Raw genomic sequence first — 11,565 nt, forward strand, 5'->3', positions numbered from 1 at the left:
TTTATACTTTCGCCAAAAAAGGAACTATATTTTGAAAAAAATAAGAATTTTTTCAAACGCTGAAACGTTTGTAGGTTCACATTTGTTACCAAAAAGTGCCTATCATACAAAAAAGTCGGTACTTCACGAAGGAAGGATGAAGGTCTATATTCTCTATTTGTCAGAAAAATTTGAGGAGGAAATAAAATTGAATAAAAAAATTTCACCAGTTTTTACGCTTATGGCTTTGGTAATCAATGCCTTTGCTATTGGATCTACAGAATTTATCAGTGTAGGGCTTATGCCTTTGATCGTTGATAGTTTTCATGTCAGTTTGGCTCAAGCAGGGCTGACGGTTTTTCTTTACGCGATTGGTGTGACAGTAGGCGCACCTTTACTCACTATTTTAACAGGAAAATGGAATCGTAAAATGTTGATGGCAGCAATCATGGTGGTTTTCATCATTGGGAATCTGCTGGCTGCTTTTTCTGGGGTATTTGTTTTATTGCTAGCTGGAAGAATCGTATCCGCACTTGCTCATGGGATTTTTATGTCTGTATCAAGTGTCATTGCCGCTGAAGTCGTCTCTCCTGACAAACGTGCAAGTGCGATTGCTGTCATGTTTACAGGGCTAACGGTCGCAACCGTTACCGGTGTTCCTTTGGGGACATTCATCGGTCAGCAAACAAGCTGGCATATGACTTTTCTTTTTATTGCTTTCGTTGGAGCCATCGGTCTACTCGCCAATCTATTGCTCATTCCAAAAGATCTCCCAATACCAGGAGTTGTCGATCTAAGTGGGATTCTTCGGATAGCTAAAAATAAATTTTTAGTGGGCTCTTTTTTGATCACAGCTCTTGGATACGGAGGAACATTTGCTGCTTATACCTATTTGACTCCGATTCTTGAAGACAAAATCGGTTATTCATCAGAAGCTGTCGTTATTTTGTTGATTATCTACGGCGTAATGGTCGCTATTGGTAACACAATCGGGGGGCATTTTTCGAACCGACATCCATTAAAAGCTTTAGGTATCATGTTTGTCTTGTTATCCTTATCTTTAGTATTTTTATTTGGAACGATTCTTAGCGGGAACTTGTTCTTTGCTACAGCAGCTACCTTTGTTCTAGGGCTATTTTCTTTTATGAATGTTCCGGGTCTACAATTATATGTTGTACAATTAGCTGAAACGTATACACCGAAGGATATTACGCTTGCTTCTGCATTTAATATCTCTGCTTTCAACATTGGTATTGCATTCGGTTCTTTTGTTGGCGCACAAACGACTAAAACGGTTGGTGTCACTTATGCTCCTTTATTTGGTGCTGTTATCGTTTTACTTGCTGTGTTTTTAGTTTTCTGGTTACTGAATCAAGAAAAGAAAAATAAATAATCTTTCAAAATCAGTATGAAGGACTGTGACAAAAGTCTTGTCACAGCCTCTTTATAACTTTTCCATTTTTTTAGCGATCCGCTCATTCATTTTTCTTTTCAATTCATTGATTCTTGTCTTCGCTTGGATTTCATGTAACGTGTTTTCTGCAAATTGTCCTACGTCTTCTCCAACCAATTCTAAGACAGGAAGCCCATTTGAAGCACCTTCTTCAAAAAAATCAAGCAACTCATACATCGCTGACAACATATCCATCCCATCCCCTGCGGTAAATTCCCAAAGAAATTTTTGTATCTCATTGTAGACAATCTGATAGTCAGCAGGAAGTTTTTTCAGGCGAGCCATTTGTTCGCGATATTCTGCTTTGTCTTCCATCATTTTTTTGATATAGCCAACCAAATTTTTATTGCTCATTTTCTTTGTACTCCTTTAGTTTTTCGATTTGACCTGAAATAAAAGACCAGCGTTTCCAAAATAATTCTAATTCCTGCTTTCCAGCTTCGTTCAGATAATAAAATTTTCTCATGGGTCCTACAGAAGATTTTCTCTTCGTAACGGTAACTAATCCTTTCTTTTCCAATCTCAAAAGAATCGTATAGACAGTTCCTTCCACGATATCTTCAAACCCGTATTCCTGTAAATTTTTGGTAATTTCATATCCATAAGTCTCATGACGATCGATGATTTCCAGTATGATCCCTTCTAGGACCCCTTTTAACATTTCCGTAATTCCGTTCATTTTTTCACCTGTACTTTCGCTATACTCGCTTTCATCATATTTTGAAATCATTGACACGTCAATCATTTAAGCTGTTAATTTTGTTTTTTGCGGTAAACGAAAACCGACAACAATTGAAAAATTACGACACTCCCAATGCTCCAAGCAAAAGCCGTCCATAAATCATCAGGTACTTTTCCAGCAGTCATGAGTGAACGGAGTCCATTGATAATAGGAGTTATCGGCTGATAATCAGCAAACCCTTGTAAAGCATGCGGCAGCGTTTCTGTAGGTACAAAGCCGGAACTGATAAATAAAAGCCCCATCAGCAAATAAGAGAAGACGCTAGCTGTTTCATTGCTTTTAGCAATGAGCCCAAAGAATACAGCAATCCATGACATAGCTAAGGTTACAAGTAGTAAAAGCCCTAGTGCCAATAACCACTCGCCAATATCCGCTTTTGGTCGAAACCCAATCAAGACCCCACTGAATAAAACAAGAGCAACGGACAATAAATTAAACAGCATACTTGTGACAACATGACTGTTCAAAATAGCAGATTTAGCAATCGGCATAGAGTGGAATCGTTCAAAAATCCCAGTAGTCACATCATTATTTAAACGAAAAGCTGTGTAAGCCACACCGCTCATGACTGTCATTAGCAAGATGGCTGGGAGAATGAACCCTTTATAGCTAGCCACAGGTATGGTCATTGCTCCTCCTAATATATAAACAAACGCCAGCATGATCATGATTGGCATCACTACGACCGTAATAATCGTATCAGCGCTTCGCGTCATATGCTTCATCATTCTTCCTGTTAGTGTCATCGTGTCTTGGATCACGTTCATTTTTCTTCCTCCTTCGTCTGATTGATGATTGAGAAAAAGACATCATCTAATGTTGGTTGTTTTTGTGCAAATTCCAGAACTCCGATCTTGTTTTGCTGAAGTAAAGTAAGAATCTCTGTTACTTTTTGAACATCATTGTCAGTCGGGATCGATAAAGACAATAATGCTTCGTTCTTTTCTCCGCCTACCAGTCGATATGCGGCTTGGAATGTTTCTTCTTCTGCAAAAGTCAGTTCGATCGTTCCTTGCGGTAAATATTTTTTGACCTCAGCTACACTTCCTTGAAGCGCAATCTTTCCTTGATCCAAAATAGCGATTTGATCCGCCAATTGATCTGCTTCTTCTAAATATTGTGTCGTCAAAAAGACAGTCACACCGGCTTTTCTCAAATTCCTGATCGTTTCCCATAAAGAAGCTCTTGCTTGTGGGTCCAGACCTGTTGTCGGCTCATCTAAAAACAAAACGGTCGGATCCCCCAACAAACTCATCGCTAAGTCAAGTTTTCTTCTCATCCCTCCGGAATACGTATGCACTGGGCGATCAGCTGCTTCATGTAAGTCAAACGTGTGTAATAATTCATCAATCCGCTGCTTATGATCTTTCAAGTGGCGAAGCTTTCCAATAAGCACTAAATTTTCTTTACCAGTCAGCACATCATCTACTGCAGTAAATTGCCCCGTCAAACTAATCCGTTCACGGACTTGGATTCCTTGTTTTGCCACATCGAAATGAGCAATACGAATCTGTCCTTTATCCGGTGTAAGCAAAGTAACTAACATCTTGACGATCGTTGTTTTCCCCGCACCATTTGTACCTAGCAAAGCAAAAATACTGCCTTCGTCAACTGTAAAACTCACACCATCTATTACTTTTTTTCCTGAGAAAGACTTGTATAAATCTGTCACAGTAATCATCTTTTCCATTGTTTTCCCTCTTTTCTCCCTACCTACTTAGTATCACGAAGTATATGAATATAGTATTACTAAGTAGATAAAGTGTCAACTACTTTGTTTTACTAAATAGTAAAACAAACAGAAGGGTGACAACGGTCATCACGCTTCTGTTTGTTTATGCTTACTTTTTTAATAAACTGTGTTGTTGAACTCCCTTTATATTTAATCTTTGTTCAAGCTATTCTTTGTGATGTTAAGTCAGCAGACTGATTCACTGTGTCTGGCCGCCAGATACATTTCTACAAAGAAACAGTGATTCTGCTTTGAAAAATCGATTTTTAGTTCTGCATTTTCGTAAGCATCCAACATTTTTTTCGCACTGTATAGACCTAATCCGCCATTTTTTTTAGAGGTTTTTCCTCTTTGGACCATTTCCGCTAGCGTCAAATTCGTCGGATTTGCCTTGTTCGCTATACTAAAACGTAATCCCTCTTTTTCTTCCAGCAGATTGATCGTAATCGGACTCTGATCGGCTACACGATGATCGAATGCGTTAGAAATAAAAATAGATAAACAGCGAATAAAAACAACCAAATCAATCGGGATGGTTTTTACTTCGACAGGAATAACTACTTGGATCGGGATTTTCTCCGATTCTGCTTTTTCTAGAAACTCTAAAAAGACGCCCCTAACAACTGGCGATAAAATCTTTGTCAGCTGTTGTTTTTGCGGTTCTTCCAAAATAGCTGCAGAATGGTTTTCTAAGATTTCTAAAAATTTAAATGTTTCTTTTTTGTTTTCCTGAATAGTACTTTTTAATGAAAACAACAAACTCTTATAATCATGTTTGAATTCTTCTAGATGATGGTAATATTCTTCGTTTATTTGATACAGTTGAAGTGATTCCTGATGTTGTCTTTCTTTTACTTGAAAGCTGATTAACATAATAGAAAAAAGCAACGAAAAAAAGCTGATCACAATCGATAAAAGAGACAAAAGCAGATAATCAGAGGAACGAAAATGAACACTTCTCAATACCAAGAAAATCACGCCCCAACTTAATAAAATACACATACAGCCAAAATAATGCTCGGTTGGATAAGTAAAAAGCAAGTTGAGAAATTTCGTCCGTTTGTCTATACTTTTTACTAATAGGTAGAAAATGAATGCGACGAGCAGTGCAAGAAAACTTGCTGTTCCGAGATGTACTCTTCCTAAATAATTTACCAAGTCAAAAACCAGAAAAAAGCTTAACCCAGTGATAGCAAAAAAAAGATTACTGATCAAACAGCTGATAAATAGTTTTTTCGTAGTAGAATAAAAGAGAAACATTAATAATAAGCCAACTAAATAAGGAAAACTTACTTTAGGAATAGGAAGAAAAATTATCAGCGCCATCAAAGCTAAACAACCAAAGCTGGTTTTTACTAGCAGCTGTTTCGAAAAGAATAAATAAATACCTAAATCTAAAATCAAAGTAAAGGTCAAATAAAGTGTCACTGTTGCGAACATCTTATTCCTCCATTGTTTTGTTTCATCATGTACACATATTTTTTTGATAGGAGCCTGCATATGAAAAAGTTTTTTATCATAGAAGATAACCAGTTTCACAGCGAATGGATCATCAAAGAATTGGTCAATCATCATATCGAGAATATCGTGCAGCTCACTTCCATCTCCCAAATCAATCAGTTGATCCAGTTGGGCACTATTGATAATCACGATGTTTTCTTTATCGACATCGACTTGAAGCAATCACTTACAGGTATTGATGTCGCCGAACAAATACGTAAAAAAAACGCTCATAGCAATATCGTTTTTTTCACCGCCTATACGAACTTTGCAGTAGATATCATCAACCGGAAAATCCTTCCGATTGGATATATAAGAAAAGACAGGAATTTATCTGAACAAATTCATCAAGTGCTAGAACAGATCAATTGGAAAGAACAGCAGATCGTAAATGTCGATAAAATCTTCATTGATCAAAAAGGTGGGAGTCTCGTCCTATATCCTCGGGAAATTTTATATATTGAAAGTATCAAAGGATTGAAAAATCAAGTCATGGTCAAAACAACGACAGAAGATAAACTAGTAAGTACTTCATTAAAACAGTTGAAGATAGAGTTAGAAAAATACACTTACTTTTTACTTTTAAAATCCTACTGTATCAACTTATCACAATTGCAGAAAATCGATTCTGCTCATTATGTGTTAGAATTTTTCAACGGTGATTCCTTACTCGTTGGTCGGAAAATCTTTGAAAAGACAAAGGAACGTTTCCATGATTTCCAGCAAACTGCTTCGAGCTGATGAATGAGAGCTGCGAAGTAAGCAGAGCAGATTTCAGGGAGTGGAGCCAACTAAAGGCCCACTCCCTGAAATCGTTGATATGATTTTACGCTTCCTCTTCTGTAGGCGCATCTGTTAACGACCATGTAAATGTTGAAACGTAGTTGTCTACGGCATAATTGGATACAGGAACAAATAATTCCACTGATTGTCTCCCTTGTTCCGCATTTTCCCCTAGTGAATAAATCCATGTGCCAATCCCTTCATTTGCCCCTGCAGTTACTAGATCTACTGCCTGATCTGCTGGGATCTCGATTCCTTCAGCGCCAGTTCCAGAAATGGTAGATGGCGTTCCACTGATATTAGTTACGCTATTTCGAATCACGGCATTTTTGAATTTCACCTTTGAACCAGTTAGTTTATTCGTATCAGATGTTGTACCAATAAATTCTGTTCGTTTGACTGATAGTTTCCAACCGGCATAATTTCCGCTTTTATCCGTTACTTGTACGAAATTCTGTACTTGTGTTGGTGCCCCAGTACTGTCCGTTCCACTTTGTAATGCAGCATATACTGTTTTTGCTGTGCCTAACTTGATTGTTCCGAAATCAAGATCTGGCGCTTGGTCAATCGTCAGTAATCCGGATGTTCCCTGATTTGGTTCGTCAGGTGTAAACGGCGTATCGGGATCATTTGGATCAACGGGAGGAACCGGAACGACGTCTTCAGGATTTGCGGCATCTGGTTTTGTTACGGAAATCGTTCCTTCCGTAGTGGCTGAGCTCTTATTCTCAGCAAAAACAATTTGTGTACATAATAATAAACTTCCAGCTAGAACGGTACTTAATGCAATTGTTTTTTTCATTTCTTTTTCCTTCTTTCTTTTAAAATAAATAATCCAGCAAATAAGCCAATAAGAATGGCTCCAACAAGTATCAGCCATCGCCAGTCAAATCGTTCTGGCTGATTTTTTAAATCAATATCCTTTTCATTCAATTGGTCCGCTGCATCATCAGTTATTTCAAAATCAGTATGAAGATTCCAGCGTTTTTCTTTCCAAGTACCCTTCACAACCGCTTGATAATGTCCCGGAGCTAATTTTTTTCCTTCTAATGGGACAAGTAAATCAAAATTTGTATTGGGTGCTACATCTATTTTTTCTTTTTTTATTGAAAGATAAGGTTCTTTTGATTCTTTTTTGTAGATTTCAACCGATGTAGTCAAGCCGAACATATAAGAAGCATTTGGATTTTGAAGATTCACCTTAATCACATTTCTTCCATCGCTTTGATCCGCATAGGCTTTTTTTAATTTCAAATCTGGGGAAGACTCTTTTTCGCTATTTCGAATCAAGATCGCTTTCACTTGAGAAAACTGATTGACGACACCAACTGTACTTTTGTTAGAAACGTTCTCTTTTTTTTCTTGAAACGTGATCCCTCCTGCGACCACACCAGCCAGCTCTTTTTCTGGCGCTTTCAGTGAAAGTGTCTCAGTGATCGCACTTTGAGGAGGAACAGTTATTTCTCCCACTGTTTTTGCTAAGTTTTTCATATCATAACTTAATGTTTCATCTAATTTACTTTTTGATTCTCCATATTCGATCACACCGTTTGAATTCGTCGTAGCAGAATGGATCAATGTCTCAACTATTACTGGTTTATCTGTTCGGTTAAAAACCGTGTAGGGGATTTCCTGTGTTTTTCCAGGCTCCATCCTTACATTTATATATGTTTTGTTCTTATCGATCTGATTAGCTGGTAATTCGAAATCTACCGCAAAATTGAATTCGGAGGCATGGACAGGTGTCTGCCAAAGGATGAATCCAAGGAGAAGGATTAGAAGTAAAGAGCAGTTGTTTCGATGACTTTTATTCCATATTCGATTCATCAATCATCCTCCTTGATCTTTATTCTGTCGGCGCATCTGCTAATGTCCATGTCATCTCTGCTGAGTAATCACCAGCTATCTGATTTTCTTTGGTTAAGACAAGTTTAAACGCCCGACCGTTATTTAAATATTCTGAATAATCTGCTTGCGCATTCGTAGAATTTTGTCCTTCGACAATTTCCAGTTCTTCTTCATTCACTAATTGATACTCCTCGCCTTTCTTGAAATAAAGGACATCCTGCATAGAAAATCCTGAATCGTTTGTAAAGGGCTGAGATAGTTTTATTGTTAAGATCCATGGACTTTTTGTTTCTCGTTGGTCATAAATCCATAATTTTTCCTGCTCATCCATTTGGCCAAATGCTTCTTGCGTCAAACCAGTTGCTTTGATCTGTCCAAAATCGAGTTTGGAAGGGGCAAGAAATGAGAGGCCACCTTCTACTACGATCTTCGCAGCAGGCGCAAAAGGCGAAGCATCATGATAAACAACTGGCGTATCACTTGGATTGTGATTCCCGATTTCATCGTTGGTACTTGGCTTGTTCTGCACACCCTTAGCAGCAGCTTCTCCTGTTTGGTCGTTTAATACGATTTCTAATACGTCTCCTGCAAAAAGCTGATTTTCTGGGATAGAAAGAACAAATTTCCCTGTATCATCAATAGTGGTTTCTGATAAAACAGCTTGATTTTTTTTTAATGAAACCAAGGATCCTGCTTCGCCTGTACCTGTGATTGAGCGAGAAGCTGCATTGATCAATGTGGTACTTAATTTAGCAGGCTCAGGAGGAATGACATCGACTGTCGTTTTGGCAGAGTCCAGTTCTGTCACTTCTTGGCCGCCTCTTACTTTTTTAGCAGCAATAACTTGCACTTGATCCCCCGTTTTTAATCTCTCATCGTTGGGTACTTGAACTTCGAACAAGCCGCCTTGTTCGCCTTCTCCCCATGGGTTATATCCTGCCCCTTCGTTTTCATCTGTTTGTCCTTGCGTGAGAGCAGTAATTTCTACAGGTGTTTTCGTCGTATCTGCATAAGTAATACGTAAAGTCACTTCTACTTCGCCTGTCCAAGCATCTCTTGGCTTTGCCTCGACACCTTCGGGAACAACGACATGCCCATAGATTTTTTTATCTGCATTCGTTGGCACTCTTAAGGATTCAATTATCGGGAGCTGATTATTGGCACTGATTCGATTATAATTTTTCATTCCGGCACCTGTATGAGCAAATTCATTTGTTAAACCTGCACTAGTGCTTGATACGAAATTACCTAAGTCGGTCCCATTGATCGATAAGTCTGTCATATCAGAAAAATAATCCGGGTCTTTTTCAAAGTTATCGAATGTTGCGCCTGTTTTTCGCCATAAAGCGATTTCTGAATGGGCAATCTTCAAAGAAGAATCTCCATTTCCTTGGAATACCCAGCCGCCTATGCCATTGATCTCGCTTCCAATCCGTTTGTTTTGGAAATCAAAATAGGTAGGAGATTCTAAATCCACATTCAACACATCCCCACTGATGATGCCGGTCTTATCTTCCCCTGTTTTCCCGACCATGACTAAATAAGTTTTTTCACCTGCCGTAAAATTTAAATCAATATCTCCAGTTGTATCTACGGTTGCTCCGGAATCTGCGCGTATATCGATATTTGATTTTTCTCCAGTGACTGTAAAATCAGCTGAACCTGGACTTTCTAGAAAACCAGAAGCGTCATAAAATTGGATCGCTTGGTTTCCTTGATTGAGTCTGTTCACGTAAGATTTGCCATCCCCTGCATTTCTTACCCTCAATGAGCCTCCATTGGTTACTGTAAGCTTTTGTGTACCGTTCTCAAAACGAACTGCGCTGGAACGCCCACTTTGCTTATCGATGTCGATAACTGATCCGGCTCCTTCTACGATCAAAGAAAGGCCTTTTCCTACAAAACGCATCCCATTGTTCCCGGGTTGGTCGCCATCTCCAGCCATTTTGACCGAGATTTGACCACCACTTGATACATGGATTTGACTAGAATCTCCTTGCAGGCGAAATCCGCCAGTAGTTGCTGTATTGATGGTGATTTTTCCACCATTCGATACAGCGACTTTCGATCCTGAACCTCTCATTTGGATGATTCCGCGATTGTTGTCATTGGTAATATTGATCTTTGTATTTACCGAAAATTCGCTTCCCGAACCACTGACTTCAAACATGACATTACCAGGTAGCGTATCGACTGCCTCTCCTTCATCGCTGACGCCATCTGCCCGATCATAATCAAGAAAGACCTTTGAACCGCTTAAGATATGGATTCCTGGTGCTGTTTTTCCACTACCAGTCTCATCTCCTGAATCTAGAAAACCGTAGAATTTCCCTAGATATGGTCCATAAAGTTGACTACCATTGATCACATTCAATTGATAGCTTCTACAAAAATAGGCTTTACCCGGAGCAGCATTCAGTCCTTCCTTCACTGGTTGGACATCCAACACACCAGAAACACCATCTAATGTGACAGTTGCACGAGGAGCGTAAATCAGTCCTAATTTGGACCCATCATACAAATCAAGTGTCCCGGTAAATTTTATTTCTCCCGTAAAATGATATCTGCTCCCCCAAAAATCGGTCATATAAGCAATGATAATGGCATTTCCATCGATATTTGGTGTTAATCCACCTGGATGTGCAGCTGTTCCTTTAAAATTCTGGAAATCGATCGACTGAGGTATCTCATTGATATAAATATGGTGTGTGCCGAAATTGTGAGCGAACCCACCAAAATCAATAACGATATCTCGTTTGATTTCTAATTCCCTGTCTAAAGTCAAAGGCTTAGTCAGTCGGATTTTAGTTACTGATTCGTCTGCGAGAAGCTGCACCAATTCTTCTGTTGTGGCAGCTTCGCTGTACCCATCCGCTGAAACAACTCTAACCTGTACCGCTTCACTGCTATCAGACGTTTGTTCAGCTACTTCTGAGGTCTCACTTGTCTTATTTTCTTCTTGCCTTGTATTAGAAGTAGGCGCCTCACTTTGGGATTCTGTAGTTTCAGAAGTAATCGATTCTTCTGAAAAAGTAGTCTTGTCAAAACTTTGATTCTCTGATTGCGTTGATTCGTTTGTTTTCTCTACATCGGCAAAAACGGATGTCACCATCAAGAGAGGGAAGACAAACAAAATCGACGCAATCAGCTTTTTTACATATTGATTCATTCTCCACCATCCTCTCTGACGTTTTGACAATTTTATTTTATCGTTTTAATCTATTTCCAATTGTACTTTCATATTTAAAATATGTATTTTTATGGAAAAATTTTTCTATTAGATGAAAATTTCTTTTTTGTACAAAAACATACTAAGATTAGAGGGGAACATCATTGACGAATGATGTTCTCCTCTATTTTCTATTTTTAGATTATAGTGAAGAGTGAAAGAAAGTTCGAACAAAGCCTTGAGGACTACGAGTCCCTATCAAAAACCGAACTTCTTTACTGTCATTTTAGAATCAGGTTTACGTATGTTGGGGCCATGAGCCCGTGTATAGGAAATTGGAATCGAAATGAAGCAGTAAG

10 protein-coding genes are annotated in these 11,565 nt (G+C 38.6%); 2 read left to right on the top strand and 8 right to left on the bottom strand.

The window, feature by feature from the left end; translation table 11 throughout:
- The first annotated feature begins 187 nt into the window (after positions 1 to 187).
- Positions 188 to 1,372 carry an MFS transporter gene (locus AB3I27_RS07525; RefSeq protein ID WP_104760115.1) on the top strand — a complete coding sequence of 395 codons (1,185 nt, stop codon included), beginning with the start codon at positions 188 to 190 and terminating at the stop codon, positions 1,370 to 1,372.
- A gap of 51 nt (positions 1,373 to 1,423) precedes the next feature.
- Here the strand turns inward: AB3I27_RS07525 and AB3I27_RS07530 are convergent, their stop codons facing one another.
- The 5 genes from AB3I27_RS07530 to AB3I27_RS07550 form a co-directional block, all read right to left on the bottom strand.
- On the bottom strand, positions 1,424 to 1,786 hold the full coding sequence (locus tag AB3I27_RS07530; RefSeq protein WP_002339072.1) for a DUF1048 domain-containing protein: 363 nt from the start codon (positions 1,784 to 1,786) through the stop codon (positions 1,424 to 1,426).
- Positions 1,776 to 2,111 (bottom strand): PadR family transcriptional regulator, encoded by a 336-nt coding sequence (locus AB3I27_RS07535; protein WP_104760123.1) that lies wholly within the window; start codon positions 2,109 to 2,111, stop codon positions 1,776 to 1,778. The genes AB3I27_RS07530 and AB3I27_RS07535 overlap by 11 nt, the downstream gene beginning before the upstream one ends.
- 74 nt (positions 2,112 to 2,185) lie before the next feature.
- Entirely contained in the window at positions 2,186 to 2,941 is a 756-nt protein-coding gene (locus AB3I27_RS07540; RefSeq protein ID WP_002345334.1) for an ABC transporter permease, read from the bottom strand.
- The gene (locus tag AB3I27_RS07545; RefSeq protein ID WP_104760116.1) at positions 2,938 to 3,864 is read right to left on the bottom strand and encodes an ATP-binding cassette domain-containing protein; all 927 of its coding nucleotides are present in this window, start codon (positions 3,862 to 3,864) and stop codon (positions 2,938 to 2,940) included. Before AB3I27_RS07545 ends, AB3I27_RS07540 begins: the two co-directional genes overlap by 4 nt.
- Before the next feature lie 228 nt (positions 3,865 to 4,092).
- Positions 4,093 to 5,406 (bottom strand): GHKL domain-containing protein, encoded by a 1,314-nt coding sequence (locus AB3I27_RS07550; protein WP_104760117.1) that lies wholly within the window; start codon positions 5,404 to 5,406, stop codon positions 4,093 to 4,095.
- On the opposite strand from AB3I27_RS07550, the gene AB3I27_RS07555 reads away from it, so the two are divergent.
- Positions 5,407 to 6,147, top strand: coding sequence for a LytTR family DNA-binding domain-containing protein (locus AB3I27_RS07555; protein ID WP_104760118.1), 741 nt, complete (start codon positions 5,407 to 5,409; stop codon positions 6,145 to 6,147).
- 85 nt (positions 6,148 to 6,232) lie between these two features.
- Here AB3I27_RS07555 and AB3I27_RS07560 read toward each other — a convergent pair whose 3' ends face one another.
- The 3 genes from AB3I27_RS07560 to AB3I27_RS07570 are packed head-to-tail and all read right to left on the bottom strand — an operon-like array spanning position 6,233 to position 11,206.
- Positions 6,233 to 6,991, bottom strand: coding sequence for a WxL domain-containing protein (locus AB3I27_RS07560; protein ID WP_104760119.1), 759 nt, complete (start codon positions 6,989 to 6,991; stop codon positions 6,233 to 6,235).
- A complete protein-coding gene (locus AB3I27_RS07565) occupies positions 6,988 to 8,016 on the bottom strand; it encodes a DUF916 and DUF3324 domain-containing protein (protein ID WP_104760120.1) in 1,029 nt (342 codons plus the stop codon). Before AB3I27_RS07565 ends, AB3I27_RS07560 begins: the two co-directional genes overlap by 4 nt.
- Before the next feature lie 19 nt (positions 8,017 to 8,035).
- Entirely contained in the window at positions 8,036 to 11,206 is a 3,171-nt protein-coding gene (locus tag AB3I27_RS07570) for an Ig-like domain-containing protein (protein ID WP_104760121.1), read from the bottom strand.
- Between the last annotated feature and the right edge of the window lie 359 nt (positions 11,207 to 11,565).

This window comes from Enterococcus sp. C46 (assembly GCF_040887565.1).
Lineage (GTDB): Bacteria > Bacillota > Bacilli > Lactobacillales > Enterococcaceae > Enterococcus_B > Enterococcus_B lactis.

What these genes read in the sequence shown, in the direction of transcription:
- AB3I27_RS07570 (WP_104760121.1), bottom strand. Translation starts at nt 11,206, where the DNA reads ATGAATCAATATGTAAAAAAGCTGATTGCGTCGATTTTGTTTGTCTTC.
- AB3I27_RS07535 (WP_104760123.1), bottom strand. Translation starts at nt 2,111, where the DNA reads ATGAACGGAATTACGGAAATGTTAAAAGGGGTCCTAGAAGGGATCATA.
- AB3I27_RS07555 (WP_104760118.1), top strand. Translation starts at nt 5,407, where the DNA reads ATGAAAAAGTTTTTTATCATAGAAGATAACCAGTTTCACAGCGAATGG.
- AB3I27_RS07545 (WP_104760116.1), bottom strand. Translation starts at nt 3,864, where the DNA reads ATGGAAAAGATGATTACTGTGACAGATTTATACAAGTCTTTCTCAGGA.
- AB3I27_RS07530 (WP_002339072.1), bottom strand. Translation starts at nt 1,786, where the DNA reads ATGAGCAATAAAAATTTGGTTGGCTATATCAAAAAAATGATGGAAGAC.
- AB3I27_RS07560 (WP_104760119.1), bottom strand. Translation starts at nt 6,991, where the DNA reads ATGAAAAAAACAATTGCATTAAGTACCGTTCTAGCTGGAAGTTTATTA.
- AB3I27_RS07540 (WP_002345334.1), bottom strand. Translation starts at nt 2,941, where the DNA reads ATGAACGTGATCCAAGACACGATGACACTAACAGGAAGAATGATGAAG.
- AB3I27_RS07565 (WP_104760120.1), bottom strand. Translation starts at nt 8,016, where the DNA reads ATGAATCGAATATGGAATAAAAGTCATCGAAACAACTGCTCTTTACTT.
- AB3I27_RS07550 (WP_104760117.1), bottom strand. Translation starts at nt 5,406, where the DNA reads ATGCAGGCTCCTATCAAAAAAATATGTGTACATGATGAAACAAAACAA.